Consider the following 19,416-nt stretch of genomic DNA (forward strand, 5'->3'; position numbering starts at 1 on the left):
ACCGCCTCGTCGGACACAGCCATTCCCGCAATCTCCCAATCGAATCAATTGGGAACCCACAGATTCAGTACTTGCACCAAATGTCACGCGCCAACTCACCCGATTGCCCTGCGCTCGGCATGGCTTTTGTTGACGCGCCGCCGGCTTCTTTCTAGACCGGGCGGCACCTGACGGTCGCCAGCAGGCGGCGTGGCCCCATGCGGGATACGCCCGGTCGCCCGGGGCCTCACTGTTTCAAGGAATGCCTTCATGCCGAGCCCGCAGCCGGACACCGTCGACAACGACCTTTTGCGGACCGAGGCCATGGCTTCGAATGCCTGGCCCTTCGAGGAAGCGCGCAAGCTGCTGAAGCGCTTCGAGACGAGCGGCATGCCGGCGGAAGTCCTGTTCCAGACCGGCTACGGACCATCCGGCCTGCCGCATATCGGCACCTTTGGCGAGGTCGCGCGGACCTCCATGGTCCGTCACGCCTTTCGCGTCCTGACGGACGGCGCCGTGCCGACGCGGCTCCTGTGCTTTTCCGACGACATGGACGGCCTGCGCAAGGTGCCGGACAACGTGCCGAACCGGGAGATGCTGGCGACGCATCTGGGCAAGCCGCTGTCGCGGGTGCCCGATCCGTTCTCCGACGACTATCCGAGTTTCGCGGCCCACAACAACGCCCGCCTGCGTGCGTTTCTCGACCGGTTCGGCTTCGACTACGAATTCGCCTCGGCGACGGACTACTATGCATCCGGTCGTTTCGACGCGACGCTGCTGAAGATGCTGGCGGCCTATGACGACGTGCGGGCGATCATCCTGCCGACCCTCGGCCCCGAGCGGCAGTCGACCTATTCGCCGTTCCTGCCGATCCATCCGCGCACCGGAATCGTCCTGCAGGTCCCCACGGTGGAGCGCGACGTTGCGCGCGGCATGATCGCCTATCTCGACCCGGAGACCGGCGAGCGGATCGAGACCACGGTGACGGGCGGTGCGGTCAAGTGCCAGTGGAAGGCCGACTGGGCGATGCGCTGGGCCGCGCTCGGCGTCGACTACGAGATGGCCGGCAAGGACCTGATCGATTCCGTCACCCTGTCGTCGAAGATCTGCCGGGCGCTCGGCGCGGCGCCGCCGGAGGGCTTCAACTACGAGCTCTTCCTCGACCAGGGCGGACAGAAGATCTCCAAGTCGAAGGGCAACGGCCTGACCATCGACGAATGGCTGGCCTATGCCTCTCCGCAGAGCCTGGCATTCTACATGTTCGGCAAGCCGCGGGCGGCCAAGCGCCTGTTCTTCGACGTCATCCCGAAGGCCGTGGACGACTACTACCAGTTCGTTTCGGCCTATCAGCGGCAGGAGCTGCGCCAGCGGCTGCAGAATCCGGTCTGGCACATCCATGACGGGACGCCGCCGGAAAAGGGTGTTCCGGTGCCCTTCGCCATGCTGATCAATCTCGTCTCGGCGTCCAACGCCTCCAACGCCTCGACCCTGTGGGGCTTCATCACGCGCTATGCGCCGGGGGTGACCGCGCAGACCGATCCCGAGCTCGACCAACTGGTCGGTTACGCACTGCGTTATTACGAAGATTTCGTGCGGCCGGCGAAGACGTTCCGGGCGCCCGATGCGGTCGAGCGGCAGGCGCTGGAAGCGCTTGACGCCAGCCTTGCGACGCTGCCGGCCGATGCCGACGGCGAGGCGATCCAGAACGCGCTGCTGGACGTCGCCCGGACGATCGAACGCTACCAGGACCACAAGAAGAGCGGGCCGCAGGGCGGTCCGGGCGTCTCGGGCGAGTGGTTCCAGGCGCTCTACCAGATCCTGATCGGGCAGGAAAAAGGGCCGCGCTTCGGCTCCTTCGTGGCGCTCTATGGCCTGGAGGAAACCCGCGCGCTGATCCGCGACGCGCTCGAGGGGCGGCTGGTCACGGCCGCCTGACAGGCGCCTGTCCGCGCCGCCGCGGCAACGGTGGCGGCCTATCGCCAGATGCCTCGCTTCTCGCGCCGCGCCTCGGCTTCGGCGTCTCCATAGGGGCCGCCGGGCGTCGCCTCGGCCCAGCCATTGCGCACGATCCAGGCGCCGATGTCCTGGCCGCGCAGGGTGCAGGCGCTGGTGATCGTCTCCTCGCGCTGACCGAACTCCTCCGGTACCTCGCAGCGAATCGAGCGCGAGCGCAGATAGCCCCGCAGTGCGGTCCGGGCCCGCGTGCCGCAGGGCCAGGCATCTGCGCCTTCGCCGCACGTGCGCTGGAGCGGCAGTGGGGTGATGCCGGGAAGCGTGATGGTTCCGCGTCCGACCATCAGATGGCCGATGTCGCGGGCGATCGGTCGGGGCAGCAGGATCTGCCGGGTTTTGCCTGATGCCCGTTCGGCCGTATCCTGCGGCGCAGGCTCGAGCTCGCGCGGGGGCAGCCGGCGCAAGGGGCCATCGGCCGGCGGGCCGCTCGTGATGCCGTCGGGCGTGACGTTGCGGCCAATGTGGGGCGCGGGGTCCGCGATGTCGGCCGGATCGGAACGTGGCTCGCCGGGAGCGGGGTTACCGGCCGGTTCCGCTATCCCGGGATCGGCGGGCGTCTGCGTCACCAGATCGTCCGGTGATGGAGCCAGCATGAGAAGAACCGCCACCAGGATGGCGAGGCCGAGCGCCACGAAGAGCGTGCGGATCACGAGACCCCGGCCGTCGGGCCCGCGTTGCGGGCGACTGCCTCGAAGCGTGGACCGGCGCGCACGATCACTGGCTCGCCCACAGAATGCGCGCCATCCACTCCACCTCGTCCATCTGGAACTGGCGGTCCGGAAAATCCGGATTGACCGAGGCGAGCTCGATGGTGCGGCTGGTCTGGCGCTGCAGGATCTTGGCCATCACCTCGCCTTCGCGCGTGCGCACCACCACACGGTCGCCGCGCCGGACGGAGGCGGCCGGCGAGACGATGAGGATGTCGCCGTCGCGGTAGAGCGGCATCATCGACTGGCCGGACACTTCGAGCGCGTAGACCGTTTCGTCGCCGGTCGAGGGCAGGGTGATCTCGTCCCAGCCCTGGCCGGCCGGAAAGCCGGAATCGTCGAAGAAACCGCCGCCGCCGGCCTCGGCGAAGCCGAGCAGCGGCACGCTCATGGCATTGCTGGTCGAGCGGGGACCGGCGGGTGTCTCGCCGCGCATCAGCGTGGCGAATTCCTCGATGCTGGTGCCGGTGGCGGCGATGACCTTCGCGATCGACTCGGTCGACGGCCAGCGCGGACGACCGTCACCGGCATTGCGCTTGGACTTGTTGAAGGTGGTCGGATCGAGGCCGGCGCGCCGCGCGAGACCGGACGGCGACATCCGGTGGCTGGCTGCCAGGGAATCGATCGCCAGCCATATCCGGTCGTGGGAGAACATCGTTGGCGCAACCCGAGTCTGCGTCAGAGGAATAAATACCTGTAGTGGTCTTAAAGCCCATTTGGACCCCTGTCCATATCGCAGCGTCAAAATCTTCGGATGAGGCCCGCGCGCCCTTTCTGCAGCGTCTCGCCGCTGGGCAGGGGCGACCAATGGTGCCATATGGTTCAGCAGCTTTATGGACGCGCGCGGCAGCCAGCTTGCCGGACAGCCCCAACGGGCGGCGGGCAGGGACCGGACACAGGATCACCACGGCATGGAGCTGAAGTTCGCGGCGCATACGAGCGAGGAGACCCGGCGCCGGGCCAGCGAGCCCGGGCGTGGCCGCAGCGCCGGCGGGCCCCTGTCCATCCCGTGGAAGGGCTGGAAGGACATCGGCCTGCGGATGTATGCCTCGTTCTTCGACGACCGGGTGATGCTGATCGCCGCCGGGGCGACCTTCTACCTGCTGCTGGCGCTGTTTCCTGCCTTCGCCGTCTTCGTCTCGCTCTACGGCTTCGTCGCCGATCCCGTGACCATCGGCGGACATATCGCCTTCATCGGGCAGTTCCTGCCGACGGCCGGCACCGAGCTGCTGGAATCGCAGCTCGCGCGGCTGGTGAGCCAGGACCCCGCCTCGCTGTCGCTCGGTTTCATCAGCGGCCTGCTCTTCGCCTTGTGGAGCGCCAATAACGGCATCAAGACGCTGTTCGAGGCGATGAACGTGGCCTATGGCGAACGCGAGCAGCGCAGCTTCTTCAAGCTCAACCTCGTCGCCTTCTGCTTCACCCTCGGCGCGATCTTCATCGGCATCGTCCTGATCATCACCATCGGCGTGGTGCCCGCGGTGATGGCCATCTTCGGCCTGCAGAGCTTCTCCGACATCCTGATCGCGGGGATGCGCTGGCCGGTTGTCTTCGCCCTGATCATCGTCGCCATCGCCATGGTCTATCGCTATGGCCCGAGCCGCAAGCGCGCCCGCTGGAAATGGGTGATACCCGGCGCGCTCCTGGCCGCCATCGTGTGGCTGCTCGCTTCCATCGGCTTCTCCTGGTACCTCCAGAACTTCGCCAACTACAACGCGATGTACGGCTCGCTGGGCGCCGTCATCGGCTTCATGATGTGGGTGTGGATCTCCTCGGTGATCTTCATCATCGGGGCCGAGATCAATGCCGAGATGGAGCACCAGACGGCCCATGACACGGTCAACGATCCGCCCAAGCCCATCGGCGAGCGCGGCGCCCGCGTCGCCGACACGCTGGGCAAGAGCTCGCGGCGCGACCCGGCGCCGACGGCCGAGAAGCGCGGCCTGTTCCGGCGCAAGCACAAGCACCCGGCCTGACTGCTTGCGCCGCTGCGCAAAGCAGTCTCTGCTTGTCCGGGCAACCCGGAGGCAGCATGTCCATCAGCCTGTTCGAGCTCTTCAAGATCGGTATCGGCCCGTCGTCCTCCCACACGGTCGGGCCGATGTGGGCAGCGCGGCGGTTTCTCGACCGCCTCGACGATCGTGGGCTGAAGACGCAGGCGGCGCGGGTGGTCGTGCACCTCTACGGGTCGCTGGCGCTGACCGGCACGGGGCACGCCACCGACAAGGCGGTGATGCTGGGCCTTGCTGGCCTGCGGCCCGACACGCTCGATCCCGACGATGCCGAGGACCTGTTCGCCTATATCCGCGACAAGGGCGAATTGCAGCTCGACCGCGGCCGGCGGGTGCCGTTCCGCGACGGAGAGGAACTGATCTTCCTGAAGCGCGAGAGACTGCCGCATCATGCCAACGGCATGCGCTTCACCGCCTTCGACGAGGCCGGCGAACAGATCGATACCGCGGACTATTATTCCGTCGGCGGCGGCTTCGTCATGTCGGCGGAGGACGCGGCCGGGGAGACGTCGGTGCTGACCAACGCCCGCGCGCCCTATGAATTCCGCTCCGGCGACGAACTTCTCGCCCTTTGCGAAGCCCATGGCCTGTCGATCGGCGAGGTCGTGCTCGCCAACGAGGAAACCTGGCGGTCGCGGGCCGAGATCCGCCAGGGCATCCTGGACCTGCGCGATGCCATGCTCGATTCTATCGAGCGCGGATGCCGGATGGAGGGCATCCTGCCCGGCGGCCTCAAGGTGCGGCGGCGGGCCAAGCATCTCCATGGCGAGCTGCTGCGCAAGCCCGAAAAGGCGCTGCGCGATCCGCTGACGACACTCGACTGGGTCAATCTCTACGCGCTGGCCGTGAACGAGGAGAATGCCGCCGGGGGACGGGTCGTCACCGCACCGACCAACGGGGCAGCCGGCGTCATCCCCGCGGTGCTCGCCTATTACGAGCGCTTCGTCCACGGCGCCACGGATGACGGCGTCGTCACCTTCATGGCGACCTCCGCGGCGATCGGCGCGCTCTACAAGCAGAACGCCTCGATCTCGGCCGCCGAGATGGGCTGCCAGGGGGAGGTGGGGGTCGCCTGCTCGATGGCCGCTGCCGGGCTCTGTGCGGTGCTGGGCGGCACGCCGCGGCAGGTGGAGAACGCCGCCGAGATCGCCATGGAGCACAATCTCGGCCTGACCTGCGACCCGATCGGCGGCCTCGTCCAGATTCCCTGCATCGAGCGCAACACGATGGGGGCGGTGAAGGCGATCAATGCCGCGCGCCTGGCGCTGAAGGGTGACGGCACGCATTTCGTCTCGCTCGACAATGTCATCGAGACGATGCGCCAGACCGGCAACGACATGAGCGAGAAATACAAGGAGACGGCGCTGGGGGGCCTGGCCGTCAATGTCACGATCTGCTGAACCAGACATGACGCCAGCCGGCCTGCGGATGCGCCGTCAACGCGGCAGACTGGGTGCAACGATCAGCCGCGGCGGTCGACGAAGTCCCTGAAGACGAAGCCCCGCTGGCCGTTGACCGACAGCTCGCACCAGGATTGGCAGGCGATCACGGTGACGGCCGTGCCTCTCTCCAGCACCGTGACGATCGTGGCGTTGTTCTCCGGCCTGGCGCGCATGTTGACGCTGGCATTGACGCTGGCGTCCGGCGTGGCCTCCGCAGGTTCGATCGCGGCCGTTTCCGTCGCCTGCGCCGCGGCGTCCGTCTCGGCTGCCTGTCGGGCGTCGATCTTCATGTCGTCGGCGGTGAGGGGGGCGGAATCGTCCGATGGCGGCGTCCGGGCGGTCGGCACCTGCGGCACGATCGGCCCGAGTGGCGCCAACTCGTCGATGTCGATGGCACCGGGCGCCGGCGGTTCGATGCTGTCGGAGTCGGAGACGATGCGGCTGACACTGCCGGTCGTGCTGAAGAAGTCCGGATTCTCGTTGGTCGCCACGATCTGCGCCGCCTCGGGCGGCAGGCGCAGGTCCAGTGCCGCGGCGACAGCCGCATCGTTCATGGCCGGCGGGCGTGCAATGGTTTCCGGCATGGCGGCGATGGCAGGGCGCAGGCGCCCGCCCGTCTCGGCCTGGCCGGCGCCGGCTTCACCGTCCTCGGCCATGCGTCCAGCCGCAGGCGACGATGCGCCGGTGGCCGGGGCGGTCCCAGCCATGACAGGGGCGTCGCCACGGGTCGAATAGGCGCCGATCAGCATCGGGGTCAGTATGGCGACAAGGGCAACGGATGCGATCGTCGCGAGGAGATAGGCGGTGACGGGGCGTTGCCGGAGGCGATCGAACAGGGTCGTGGGGCGCCGCATCAACCGCCCGGTCGGCTGGCGGCCGGGGACCAGGCGGTCGATGCGCCCGCTCCACCCGGTATCGGCCTGGCGGCGATCATAGTCCGAACGACGCTCGACGAGGCGCCGACGAATCGCCTCCTCGCTCGGCCGGTGTCTGCTGTGCGGCCCCCTCGTCATCCTGCATCTCCTCGTCGGCCGCTTGCCGCTCCGGGCGCCCCTGGCATCGGCCTGAAGATCGGAATCGATCCTCGGCACGATGAGGCGATTCCACCAGCTGTAGCGCTCGCCGTGCGTCCTGTCGGACACACGGCGCTCCAAGCCCGCTCCGGTATTCGCCTGCCGCATCAGTCCGGGCGCCGGCACATGGTGCGCCGGTGCGATCGTCCCTTCGAACTCGCATAAAGCTTTAAATTATGGCGGTTCGGCGTTGCAAACCGTTTCGGCACTGAATGAAGCGACGGCGGCCGGACAGACGAGAAAAGGGGGCCGACCACGCCCGGTCCGCCCCCTTTGATCGCCTGCGCGCCGGCAGACGCGGTCAGGCGGCCACGGCCTTCGCGCCCTCGGGCGGGAAGCGCCCGTAGAAGGTCTCGCCGGTCCTGGCCATCTCGCGCAGCAGCGGCGTCGGCTCGAAGCGCTCGCCATGCCTGGCCGCGAGCTTCTCGCACAGGGCGACGAAGGCCTTGGTGCCCATGCCGTCGATGTAGCTGATCGTCCCACCCGTATAGGGGGCGTAGCCGAAGCCGAGGATCGAGCCGACATCGGCCTCGCGCGGGTCGGTGACGACGCCTTCCTCCATGGTGCGGGCCGCTTCCAGCGCCATCGTCACGAGGAAGCGCTGCTTCAACTCCTCGAAATCGATCGAGTCGGCCGGCTGCTGCTCGAACATCGCCTTCAGGCCCGGCCACAGCGATTTCTTTGCGGGCTTGGCCGGGTACTCGTAGAAGCCCTTGCCGGCCTTGCGGCCGAGGCGACCATCGGCGTTCATCTGCTCGACCAGCTTGAAGTGGCGCGGATCGACCGAGTCGTCGCCCATGTCGCGCATGGTCGCCTTCATGATCTTCAGCGACAGGTCGACGGCCGTCTCGTCGTTGAGCGCCAGCGGCCCGACCGGCATGCCGGCGAACTTGGCGGCATTCTCGATCATCGCCGGCGGCACGCCCTCGACCAGCATGTCGTAGGCTTCCGACATGTAGCGAAGCACGCAGCGATTGGCGAAGAAGCCGCGGGTGTCGTTGACGACGATCGGCGTCTTCTTGATCGCCCGGACGAAATCCAGCGCGACGGCGAGGGCCTTGTCGCCGGTCTGCTTGCCGAGGATGACCTCGGTCAGCATCATCCGGTCGACCGGCGAGAAGAAGTGGATGCCGATGAAGCGCGCCGGATCCTCGAAGGCTTCGGCCAGGCTGCTGATCGGAATGGTCGAGGTGTTCGAGGCATAGATCGCGTCCTTGCGCAGGACGGCAGCGACCTGCTTCGTCACCTCGGCCTTGACGTCGCGGTCCTCGAACACCGCCTCGATGACGAGGTCGGCGTCGTTCAGGGCGGCGTAGTCCGGGGTGGCGGTGATCTTCGCCAGCACCGCCTCGGCCTGCTCCTGGCTGGCGCGGCCCTTGGAGACGAGACCCTCCATCAGCTTGCGCGAATGGGCCTTGCCCTTGTCGGCAGCCTCCTGGTCGCGGTCGATGAGGACGACGTCGAGGCCGCCCTGCGCCGCGACATAGGCGATGCCCGCGCCCATGAAGCCGGCGCCGACGATGCCGACGGTCTTCAATTCGCTCGCCGGCACGTTCTTCGGCCGCCGGGCGCCCTTGTTGAGCTCCTGCATGGAGACGAAGAGCGAGCGGATCATCATCGCTGCCTCGGTTGTCTGCAGGACTTCGGTGAAGTAGCGCTGCTCGATGGTCAGCGCGGTGTCCATGGGAACCAGCAGGCCCTCATACACGCATTTCACGATGGCGCGGGCGCCGGGATAATTGTCGTTGGTCTCCTTGCGGTAGAGCGAGGCGACAGCCGGCCAGACCTGCGCACCCTGGGGCGAGTACACCGGGCCGGAAGGCAGCTTGAAGCCCTTCTGGTCCCATGGCTTGACCGCGGAGAGGCCGGCTTTCAGCATCTCCTTGGCCTTGGCGACGAGTTCGTCCTGCGCCACGACGGCGTCGATCAGCTTCATGCCCCTGGCCTTGTCGGCCGTCAGGGTCGAGCCCTTCAGCAGCATCTGCAGGGCGCTCTGGGTATCTGTGAGGCGCGGCACACGCTGGGTGCCGCCGGCGCCGGGAAAGATGCCGACCTTGACTTCCGGCAGGCCCATCCTGGCGCCTTCCGCAGCGACCCGTCCGTGGCAGGCCAGCGCCAGCTCGAACCCGCCGCCCATGCAGGTGCCGTTGATGGCAGCGACGAAGGGCTTGCCGCAGGTTTCCAGCTTGCGCCAGATCCAGGACATGCGGCCGGCGCCGTCGAAGAGTGCGCGGATCGCCTTGTCAGGGTTCTCGCGCTTCTCCGCCTCGAAGCTCTCGAACATGCCGGACAGCATCTTCAGGTCGGCACCGCCGGTGAAGGATCCCGTTTTGCCGGAGGTGATGACGACGCCCTTGACCGCCGCGTCGGCCACCATCTCGTCGACCATGGCGTCGAACTCGCCCATCACCTCCTGGGTGAAGACGTTCATCGAGCGTCCGGGCATGTCCCAGGTGACGAGCGCCAGGCCGTCGCCGTCGACCTCGATGGTGAAGTTCTCGCTGTGCATCATTCGCTCCCAGATCGGATTGTCGTCTATCGATTTGCATGTCCCGCCAAGGCGTTGGCGCCGGCGGGGTCGTGAATTCTTCAGGGTTGCTAAACTAATAGGCCCTTACAACAGGGGCGTTCATCCGTTTCGAAGAGTTGCCGCCCATGTCCGCCACTGCCTGCCCCGGCTGCCAGACGTCCCGTCCCCTGGACTTCGAATTTTCGATGGCCTTCCAGCCGATCGTCGACATCAACTCCGAGCGGGTCTGGGGCTACGAGGCCCTGGTGCGGGGCATCAACGGGGAGGGCGCATACAGCATCCTCTCGCAGGTTTCGGCCGAACAGAAATATCGCTTCGACCAGGCCTGCCGGACCAAGGCGATCGCGCTGGCCGCCAAGCTCTTCCCGGCTGGCGAGCTGCCGCATCTGTCGATCAACTTCCTGCCGAACGCCGTGTACGAGCCGTCTGCCTGCCTGCGCGCCACCCTGGCAGCCGCCCGCAAGAGCGATTTCCCGCTGACCTCGATCATGTTCGAGTTCACCGAGAGCGAGGAACTGACCGACGTCGCCCATCTGCGGAACATCATCTGCGAGTACCGGAAGATGGGCTTCATCACCGCCATCGACGATTTCGGTGCAGGCTATGCCGGCCTGGGGCTTCTCGCCGACTTCCAGCCCGACCTGATCAAGATCGACATGAAGCTCGTGCGCGGCATCGATACCAGCCGTGCCCGCCAGGCGATCGTCGCGGCGACCCTCTTCGTCGCTCGCGAACTCGGGATCACCGTTTTGGCCGAGGGCGTCGAGACTGCGGCCGAGTTCATGGCGCTGAAAGCGGCTGGCGTGACCCTGTTCCAGGGCTACTACTTCGCCAAACCGGCCTTCGAGACGTTGCCGGCGCTGATGGTCCACCTGCAGGACATCGACATCCAGCGCGTCGCCTGATCGCCGCAACGCCAGCACGACGCCTCAGACCCGCTCGATGATCGTGGCGGTGCCCATGCCGGCGCCGATGCACAGGGTCACGAGCGCCGTCTGCTTGCCCTGGCGCTCCAACTCGTCGAGCACCGTGCCGAAGATCATCGCGCCGGTCGCGCCGAGCGGATGGCCCATGGCGATGGCGCCGCCATTCACGTTGATCCTGTCGTGGTCGATGTCGAAGGCCTGCATGTAGCGCAGGACCACCGCCGCAAATGCCTCGTTCAGCTCGAACAGGTCGATATCGCCGATGGTCATGCCGGCGCGCTTCAGGAGCTTCTCCGTCACGTCCACCGGGCCGGTCAGCATCAGTGCCGGGTCGGAGCCGATATTGGCGAAGGCCCGGATGCGGGCGCGCGGCTTGACGCCGAGAGCCTCCCCGCCGGCCTTGGAGCCGAGCAGCACGGCGCCCGCGCCATCGACGATGCCGGAGGAATTGCCCGCGTGATGGACGTGGTTGACCGCCTCGATCTCGGGATGGGCCTGGATGCCGACGGCGTCGTAGCCACCCATCTCGCCATGCATGGCGAAGGATGCGTTGAGGCTGCCGAGCGACTGCATGTCCGTGGACGGCCGCATGTGCTCGTCACGGTCGAGAATGATCAGGCCGTTCTGATCCTTGACCGGAACGACGGACTTCGCGAAGCGGCCTTCCTCCCACGCCCTGCCGGCGCGCTTCTGGCTCTCGACGGCATAGGCGTCGACGTCGTCGCGGGAGAAGCCGTATTTCGTGGCGATCAGATCGGCCGAGACGCCCTGGGGCATGAAATAGGACGGAATGCCAACGGACGGGTCCATGATCCAGGCGCCGCCGGACATGCCCATGCCGACCCGCGACATGGATTCCACGCCTCCGGCGATGACGATGTCCTCGGCGCCCTGGGCGATCTTGGCGGCGCCCAGATTCACCGCGTCGAGGCCGGAGGCGCAGAAGCGCGAGATCTGCATGCCGGGGGCGGCGAAATCGTAGCCGGCCTCGAAGGCGCTGGCGCGCGGAATGACCGAGCCGGCCTCGCCGACCGGGTCGACGCAGCCGAAAATGATGTCGTCGACGGTGCTGGTGTCGATGCCGTTGCGGTCGCGCAGGGCTTCCAGCACCTTGGCGCCGAGGCGCACGGCCGGCACCTCGTGCAGAGCGCCATCCTTCTTGCCGCGGCCACGGGGCGTGCGAACGTGATCGTAGATGTAGGCTTCGGTCATTCTGACCTCCCGATATGTTCTTGAATCATGATGCGCGGACGTCAGGCTGCCTCGACGCCTATTCGAATCCTCTGGCCAAGGAGCGCCAAGGCATTTTCGAGAGCGGCGACCTCATTGACGGCGTCCGGATCGAACAGCGCAGCGACTTCCCAATCCTTCAGCCCCGACATGTCCTGAAACCGATCCGGCGTGACGGACTGCCGACGCAAACTCTCGATCAGCGCGAGCTTCAGGACGTCGTCGGCATGAGGTGAGACCATCACGGTACCCTCAGCGGCCCGTGCCGGCATATCGCGATCCTCCGCGAGATATCCGCGGAGTGCCAAGCCAAGCGCATCGGCAGCCGACGCCAAAGCCTGGTGCCGGTCCGCCCCTGATGTGATCGCTTCGGGCACGTCGGGGAAGCTTACAACAACCCCGCCGTCGGGATCGTCCGTCAACTCGGCCAAGTAGCGGTAGTCACGCATTGGCGTTATCCATTCCCAGTTGCCTGCGCAGCGTGCGAACCATCAATGGTGTCAGTTCGCCGCTTTGGACCGTCGTGAAGCGTTCGCCGAGATGCACACGATAGTGGCTACCTTTGCCCCGCGTTTCAACGATCCGGAACGCCAGGCCACGTTTCATCGCCTCACGCCGTAGTTCCCTGATGAACTGCTCCCGATTCATCGTCCAACCCGCCTCGTCGAGACATCCTTCGGTTAGAACGCGTCGGCGTCCAGGGCCATCATCGAGTCCGCGCCGGTGGAGATGCGGGCCAGATGCGCGGCGCTCTCCGGCATCACCCGCTCCATGAAGAAGCGCGCGGTCACCAGCTTCTTTTCTAGGAACTCGGTCTGGCCGTTGGCACCGGCGGCGATCTTCTCCTGCGCCACCTTGGCCATGCGGCCCCACATGTAGCCGAGGGCGACGAGGCCGAAGAGATGCATGTAGTCGGTCGAGGCGGCGCCGGCATTGTCTGGCTTGGCCATGGCGTTCTGCATCAGCCAGATGGTCGCCTGCTGCAGATCGTTGAGACCCTTCTTCAGCGACTTGGTCAGTGGCGCCAGATTCTCGTTGCCGCGGTTTTCCTCGCAGAACTGGCCGACCTCGGCGAAGAACGCCTGCACCGCGCGGCCGCTATTGAGGCCGAGCTTGCGGCCGACGAGGTCGAGCGCCTGAATGCCGTTGGCGCCCTCGTAGATCTGCGCGATGCGGGCGTCGCGGACGAACTGCTCCATGCCCCATTCGCCGATATAGCCATGGCCGCCATAGACCTGCTGGGCCATCACGGCATTGTCGAAGCCCTTGTCGGTGAGGACGCCCTTGATGACCGGCGTCATCAGGCCCATCCAGTCGTCGGCCGCCTGGCGCTCGCTCTCGTCGTTGGCGCGATGCGACAGGTCGCCCTTCAGCGCCGTCCACAGGACCAGCGCGCGGCCGGCCTCGTTGATGGACCGGATGGTCATAAGGATGCGGCGGATGTCCGGGTGGACGATGATCGGGTCGGCCTTCTTCTCCGGTGCCTTGGCGCCGGAGAGCGAGCGACCCTGGATACGCTCGCGGGCATAGGTGACGGCGTTCTGGTAGGCCACTTCCGAGATGGCCAGGCCCTGTACGCCGACGCCGAGCCGTGCCTCGTTCATCATCGTGAACATGGCGCGCAGACCCTTGTGCGGCTCGCCGATCAGATAGCCGGTCGCGTCGTCGTAGTTCATGACGCAGGTGGCGTTGCCGTGGATGCCCATCTTCTCCTCGAGCGAGCCGCAGACGACGCCGTTGCGCTCCCCGGGATTGCCGTCCGCGTCGAGCACGAATTTCGGCACGATGAAGAGGGAGATGCCCTTCACGCCGTCCGGTGCGCCCTCGATGCGGGCGAGGACCAGATGGACGATGTTGTCGGACAGATCGTGTTCGCCGGCGGAAATGAAGATCTTCTGGCCCGAGATCCTGTAGCTGCCATCACCCTGAGGCACCGCCTTGGATCGGAGCAGGCCGAGATCGGTGCCGCAATGGGGCTCGGTGAGGTTCATGGTGCCGGTCCACGAGCCTTCGATCATCTTCGGCAGATAGGCCTGCTTCTGCTCGTCGGATCCGTGCACCGAGATCGCCGCGATCGCGCCGGCGGTCAGGCCCGGATACATGGCGAAGGCCATGTTGGCCGAGGACATGTATTCGGAGACGGCTGTCGACAGCGTATGGGGAAGGCCCTGGCCGCCATAGGCGGGGTCGAAGGGCAGGCTGCCCCAACCGCCTTCGCGGAATGTGTCGTAGGCGGCCTTGAAGCCCTTCGGCGTGGTCACCGAACCGTCGGCGGCGCGCGTGCAGCCCTCCAGGTCGCCGACGCGGTTCAAAGGCTGCAGGACCTCGCCGGCCACCCGGCCGGCCTCGCCGAGAATTGCCTCGACCACGTCGGGCGATGCGTCGGAGAATCCAGGGAGATTGTTGTAGCGGTCGAAGCCGAGCAGGTCGTTAAGGACGAACAGCGTGTCTTCGGTAGGGGCCTGGTAGGTCGGCATGCGATTCCTCCGTCTCGAGCGTCAACGCAGCTTATGGCTAACTTTGACGTAAACGTCAACGGAGGATCGGAAAAGGGAGATGCGCGACGATGTCGCAGAGCGGTGCGAGTCGTCGATGCGTGGCAGTGGATGACGCGGGGGAAGGCCGTCCAAAAAGGCGCCAAAGTGGGATGCGCGCCAAAATCATATCACGGCCGCAACGGGTAGGGGCGGCCCTTCCGGTGAAGAGCCGCCAGAAGCTTATTCGGTGACTTCTTTCAGCCGGGCCCGGACGTATTCGATCGACACGTCCATCGCGTGGATGGAATCCTCGATCTCGCGCTTCTGGTCGTGAAGGATTTCCTGCTGCTCCTCGAAGCGCTCAAGAACAACCTCGAGCTGTTTCCGCTTGCCGTTCGGCTGATGATAGATCTCGATCATCTGCTTGGCTTCCGTCAGCGAGAACCCGAGCGTCTTGGCCAGAAGGATCAGCCGCAGGCGCGTGCGGTCGTGGCGGCTGTAGAGGCGCGTCGTGCCACGGCGCTCGGGCGCCAGGAGGCCGCGATCCTCGTAGAAGCGCAGGGTGCGCAGGGTGACGCCGAATTCCTTCGACAGGTCGCCGATCTTGAACAGTTCCTTGTCGGTCGCCGCCTGGTCGTCGAGATTCAGCAGAAAACCGATGTCGATCGACGTCGTATCGTCTTCGCGCTCGGCAAGCTTCAAATTGGTCATTTCGTGAATTCCGTAACTGCGCATTCGATTGAATGGCTCGGGCCCGCAGGCCGGCGACTCATCCCGCTTCGGCGTCTTGCGCCATTGCTGCGCGAATAACGCGCGAATTGAGGCTGTTACAAGACGTTGCGTCAATTGACGGTCCAGCTTCGGGCCGGCTTCCGCTGTTATTCACCAATGAATCCGAAACGGGGTTAACCCGCCATTAACCCTGTTGAACGAATTTCGCTCCTGACACCATGGGGCACCGGAGCCGGGCCAGCGCGGCTCAAGCCGATCGGGATTTTGATATGGCCGAGAAGAAGTCGAAGTTGCCGCATGGTGGATCGCACCGCGACGATTCGTCCCTCGATACGCTCAGCCGAACCCTGGAAGAACTGGAACAGCGGCTGTCGCAGATGGCGACGGCCAAGACCACCCCTCGGCTGGTCGCCGATACGAGCCCCGACACGCCGAGCCCTGCCAGGGCCGCGACCCGCACCGCGCCCGCGGCAAGGCCCGCCCACACTTCGCGTCCGAACCGGCCGACCCTGTCGGAAGCGGTGTCCCAGATCGTCCTGCGCCAGCAGATGCTCGACCGCGATCGCAGCGACCTGAGCGAAGGCGAGGTGGTGCGTGCACCGGCACCCGTCGCAGCCGCCAGCAGCCGGGACGACCGGGCCGTTTCCGACATTTCCCGGGACCTGGAGCGCCTGCGCGCGGAACTGCGCGACGACATGAACCGCAGCCTGCAGACGCGGTTCGACGACATGCGGCATGCCTTCGACGATCTTCGCACCATGATCGCCGATCGCGCCAGCGCCGAGACGATCGAGGCGGAGATCGCGCGGGTCGACGACGGCCTGTCACGCATGGCCGATGGCGGTGCCGATCACGCGGCAGTGCGGTCGCTGCGCAAGGAACTGGAGGCCATGCGCGGGCTCGTCGGGGAGATGGCGCGCGAGGAGACCGTGAAGGATCTCGGCCGGCGCTGGGACGCGGTCGGGACCGAGTTCAACGACCGGGCCGAAGAAGACACGCGGGCCCGCCGCGACCTGAAGGACGAGCTGGAGCGCATACGCGTCTCTCTCGGCACGCTGGCCAGCGAGGATCACGTCAAGTCGGTCGAGCGCCGTCTCGACGAGTTCGAGGCGCGCCATGTGGCGGTGTTCCAGGAATTCGGCGAAGGCGGCATCTCGGAGATGCTGAAGACCGAGATGAACGGTCTGCGCGGCAAGCTGGAGACGTTGGCGTCGGAAAAGTCGATGCGGGCCGTCGAGGAGCGCTGGACCGCGCTCGAGGACAAGTTCGCGTCACGCGAGATCGAGGGCAAGATCGAAGCGATGTCGGGCCGCATGGAGCAGCTCGAGGCGGCTCTGGCGAAACTGCCCGAGACGCTGGCCATCGCGCCGTTGGAACAGCGGGTGCATGCGCTGGCCGTCGGGATCGAAGCGATCGCCAAGCAGCAGCAGGACGAATTCGAACTCGACCATTTCGCTCAGCTAGAGGAGCGTCTCGACGAGATTTCCCGCGCCATTGTCTCGGCGGCCAGCCGTGCCCCCGCAATCGACATGAGCCCGGTGGAGCGGATTGAAGCCCGGCTCCAGAGCCTGACGGCCCGCGTCGACCAGTTGGCCGAAGAAGGCGACACGCAGGTGCTGTCGGGCCGCATCGGGGAACTGTCGGAGCGGATCGAGTCGCTGGCCGACGGCTCGGCGGCCGCCGATCTCGCCGAACGCATCGAACGCTTCTCGACCCGACTCGAACATCTCATGCAGGCCAGCGAGGGATCGTCGCTCGAGGCCGTCGCCATCGAGAACCGGCTGCAGACGCTGGCCGAGCAGATCGAGGCCGCGTCGGCCTCGCGCGTCGATGACGACCTGGTGCGCTCGCTCGGCGCGCAAATCGCGCGCCTGTCGGACCAGATTGGCGAGGGCGGTGTGCCCGGCGCGATCGCCGATCCGGAACTGGACGAGCGCCTGGCCGATATCGAGCGCCGTCTCGACGAGAACCGCGATGCCATCGTCGCCTCGGCAAAGGCCGCGGCGGACGAGGCGATCCGGCAGATGCTGGAATCCGGTGACCTTCGCCAGGGCGAGCACGTGGCCCGGCTCTCAGAGGATCTGCGCTCGCTGGAAGCCCTGTCCCGCCAGACCGGCGAACAGTCCCAGGAATTCTTCAAGACGGTCCACGCGACGCTGATCCGGCTGGTCGAGCGCATCGACACCATCGACAGCGAGATGAGCCGGAGGACCCCCGCGCAGGACGACGGCGAAGCGTCTGCTCAGCATGCGCGCCATGTCCAGGCCGATCCGCAGGCTGCGGCCGTCGCGGTCCCGCACACGTCGAAAGGGCTTCGCGGGCTCCTCAGCCGCAAGGTCGGCGCAGGCAGGCAGCCGGCGAACGCCGATGCCGCCTCTGCCGGACGCGCCACTGCGCCGCGCCACGACGACGACCCGGAACTGATGGTCGCCGAATTTCCCGGCGAGCGCGGCGGAGCCCTGCGGTCGGTACCGCCGGTCGAAGCCCCTTCGCTGGATGCCGCCGACATCTTCGAATCCGACGAAGCCAACCGGCCGCTGGCCATCGGCTCCGGCACTCCGGACATCGCTGCGCTGCTGCAGCGTGTGCGGGCGCAGCAGGCCGGCCAGACCGGTGAGGCAGACGAGGGCGGCCGGGCCGACTTCATCGCCGCCGCCCGACGCGCCGCCATGGCCGCCGCATCCGAGGCCGAGGGCCTGCGGTCGGGCGAAACGGGCAACGAGGAAGACGGCGGCAAGGGCGGGGTCACCGACTTCATTTCGCGGCGTCGCAAGCCGATCCTGATGGCGATCGGCGCAGTGCTCCTGGCCCTGATGGCGCTGCCTCTCGGCCAGGTCCTCAACTCGTCCACCGATGGCGCCGAACTGGTCGCCGACGCAAACGCGCCGGAGCGCCTCGCCCCGCAGGCAGCCACGGCACCGCTCGTGGCCAGCAAGCTGCCCGACGATGCACCGGCTTCGCCGACCGAGGCGACCGACAGCACGGCAGGATCCCCCGCGCCGGCGAAGACCGCCACGACCGAAACGCGCACCGCCGAAGCCGGCAGCGAGACGCCGGACGGATTGTTGTCTCCGGCGGCCCTGTCACCCGACACATTCGGGCCGAACGCCATGGCGGGCGATTCGGCAGCGCGCACCGCGCCTGCCAAGGCGTCCGACACGCTGATCAGCCGTTCGCTGACCGGCGCGCCCGGCTCGGCCGATTTCCAGACCACCAGCGCCGATGTCGCCGCGGCCGGTGCCGCCGCCGCCAGCACGTCGGTCGGCCCGCTCCCGCCGATGCCGGAAGAGATCGGCACCGAGGCGCTCAAGGTGGCCGCCGGCGAGGGCGATCCGAAGGCGATCTTCGAGATCGGCCTGCGGTTGATGGAAGGCCGCGACACGGATCCACAGCCCGCGGTCGCCGCGAAATGGTTCCAGAATTCCGCCGAGCGCGGCTTCGCGCCGGCCCAGTACAGCCTCGGCACGCTCTACGAGAAGGGTAACGGCGTCGCGCGCGACACCGTGGCGGCGCGCGACTGGTATCTGAAGGCCGCCGAGCAGGGCAACATCCGCGCCATGCACAATCTGGCGGTGCTGTTCGCCACCGGGGTCGACGGGAAGTCGGAGCCGAAGCTGGCGGCGCAGTGGTTCGAGCGGGCCGCCGAACACGGCATGACCGACAGCCAGTACAATCTCGGCATTCTCTATGCCCGGGGCGCCGGCGTCGAGCAGGACCTGACGGAATCCTACAAGTGGTTCTCGGTCGTGGCGAAGGCCGGCGACAACGACGCCGGCCGCAAGCGCGACGAGGTCGCCAAGTCGCTGACGCCCGAGCGGCTCAAGGAAGCCGAGGCCAAGCTCGCCTCCTTCACGGCGAAGCCGCGCGACGAGGCGGTCAATACGGTCGACGTGCCGGCCGCATGGACGGACGGCACGGCCCCCATGCACACCTCGTCGGTCGACATGAAGCGGGCGATCCGCAACATCCAGGCGATCCTGATCAAGCTCGGCTACGAGCCGGGCGCGCCGGACGGGGTCGTCGGCGAGCAGACCACCGCCGCGATCAAGTCGTTCCAGAAGGAGGCCGGCCTGACGCCGGACGGCAGCATCGACGAGACGTTGATCCGCGCCCTTCTGGCGCGCAAGGACGGCTGACCGCGCGGTCGGGACGCATCCCGCATTTGACAGGCAGGGGGGTTCGGGCCAAGACGGTTCGGCCCCCTTTTCTTTGGCTCCATCAACCCATGAGCCGGACCGCCCGTGAACCTGTACCTCCCGATCGCGGAACTCTCGGTCAACATGGCCGTCCTCTTC

The 19,416-nt window shown here is 66.9% G+C and carries 14 protein-coding genes; 5 read left to right on the forward strand and 9 right to left on the reverse strand.

The annotated features are described in order from the left end of the window. Window positions 1-249: 249 nt before the first annotated feature. Complete coding sequence (locus VQ042_RS21005) at window positions 250-1,914, forward strand: lysine--tRNA ligase (RefSeq protein WP_331822256.1); 1,665 nt, start codon at window positions 250-252, stop codon at window positions 1,912-1,914. A 38-nt stretch (window positions 1,915-1,952) separates the two neighbouring features. Here VQ042_RS21005 and VQ042_RS21010 read toward each other — a convergent pair whose 3' ends face one another. Together VQ042_RS21010 and VQ042_RS21015 are read right to left on the reverse strand one after the other, a co-directional pair. Then, window positions 1,953-2,624: a thermonuclease family protein gene (locus VQ042_RS21010; protein WP_331822257.1), complete on the reverse strand. Its 672-nt coding sequence runs from the start codon at window positions 2,622-2,624 to the stop codon at window positions 1,953-1,955. A gap of 82 nt (window positions 2,625-2,706) precedes the next feature. After that, complete coding sequence (locus VQ042_RS21015) at window positions 2,707-3,354, reverse strand: helix-turn-helix transcriptional regulator (protein WP_331822258.1); 648 nt, start codon at window positions 3,352-3,354, stop codon at window positions 2,707-2,709. Between the two features lie 256 nt (window positions 3,355-3,610). On the opposite strand from VQ042_RS21015, the gene VQ042_RS21020 reads away from it, so the two are divergent. Together VQ042_RS21020 and VQ042_RS21025 are read left to right on the forward strand one after the other, a co-directional pair. Next, a complete protein-coding gene (locus tag VQ042_RS21020; RefSeq protein ID WP_331822259.1) occupies window positions 3,611-4,675 on the forward strand; it encodes a YihY/virulence factor BrkB family protein in 1,065 nt (354 codons plus the stop codon). A 56-nt stretch (window positions 4,676-4,731) separates the two neighbouring features. Next, window positions 4,732-6,111, forward strand: coding sequence for an L-serine ammonia-lyase (locus tag VQ042_RS21025; RefSeq protein WP_331822260.1), 1,380 nt, complete (start codon window positions 4,732-4,734; stop codon window positions 6,109-6,111). Window positions 6,112-6,173: 62 nt separating this feature from the next. Here the strand turns inward: VQ042_RS21025 and VQ042_RS21030 are convergent, their stop codons facing one another. Further along, a complete protein-coding gene (locus VQ042_RS21030) occupies window positions 6,174-7,166 on the reverse strand; it encodes an SH3 domain-containing protein (protein WP_331822261.1) in 993 nt (330 codons plus the stop codon). A gap of 361 nt (window positions 7,167-7,527) precedes the next feature. Continuing rightward, window positions 7,528-9,735, reverse strand: a complete 2,208-nt coding sequence (locus VQ042_RS21035; protein WP_331822262.1) for an FAD-dependent oxidoreductase — start codon at window positions 9,733-9,735, stop codon at window positions 7,528-7,530. Window positions 9,736-9,881: 146 nt separating this feature from the next. Between VQ042_RS21035 and VQ042_RS21040 the strand changes: the two genes are divergently transcribed. Beyond that, the gene (locus VQ042_RS21040; protein ID WP_331822263.1) at window positions 9,882-10,661 is read left to right on the forward strand and encodes an EAL domain-containing protein; all 780 of its coding nucleotides are present in this window, start codon (window positions 9,882-9,884) and stop codon (window positions 10,659-10,661) included. Between the two features lie 24 nt (window positions 10,662-10,685). On the opposite strand, the gene VQ042_RS21045 is transcribed toward VQ042_RS21040, so the two are convergent. The 5 genes from VQ042_RS21045 to VQ042_RS21065 form a co-directional block, all read right to left on the reverse strand. Further along, entirely contained in the window at window positions 10,686-11,894 is a 1,209-nt protein-coding gene (locus VQ042_RS21045) for an acetyl-CoA C-acetyltransferase (protein ID WP_331822264.1), read from the reverse strand. A 41-nt stretch (window positions 11,895-11,935) separates the two neighbouring features. Continuing rightward, entirely contained in the window at window positions 11,936-12,361 is a 426-nt protein-coding gene (locus tag VQ042_RS21050) for a type II toxin-antitoxin system HicB family antitoxin (protein WP_331822265.1), read from the reverse strand. Then, window positions 12,354-12,560 carry a hypothetical protein gene (locus VQ042_RS21055; RefSeq protein ID WP_331822266.1) on the reverse strand — a complete coding sequence of 69 codons (207 nt, stop codon included), beginning with the start codon at window positions 12,558-12,560 and terminating at the stop codon, window positions 12,354-12,356. Before VQ042_RS21055 ends, VQ042_RS21050 begins: the two co-directional genes overlap by 8 nt. Before the next feature lie 32 nt (window positions 12,561-12,592). Next, window positions 12,593-14,389, reverse strand: coding sequence for an acyl-CoA dehydrogenase C-terminal domain-containing protein (locus tag VQ042_RS21060; RefSeq protein ID WP_331822267.1), 1,797 nt, complete (start codon window positions 14,387-14,389; stop codon window positions 12,593-12,595). Window positions 14,390-14,629: 240 nt separating this feature from the next. Continuing rightward, on the reverse strand, window positions 14,630-15,100 hold the full coding sequence (locus VQ042_RS21065; RefSeq protein WP_331822268.1) for a MerR family transcriptional regulator: 471 nt from the start codon (window positions 15,098-15,100) through the stop codon (window positions 14,630-14,632). Window positions 15,101-15,390: 290 nt separating this feature from the next. Between VQ042_RS21065 and VQ042_RS21070 the strand changes: the two genes are divergently transcribed. Further along, entirely contained in the window at window positions 15,391-19,257 is a 3,867-nt protein-coding gene (locus VQ042_RS21070; RefSeq protein ID WP_331822269.1) for a peptidoglycan-binding protein, read from the forward strand. Window positions 19,258-19,416 lie beyond the last annotated feature (159 nt).

The organism is Aurantimonas sp. A2-1-M11, assembly GCF_036549475.1.
Taxonomy (GTDB): Bacteria; Pseudomonadota; Alphaproteobacteria; order Rhizobiales; family Rhizobiaceae; genus Aurantimonas.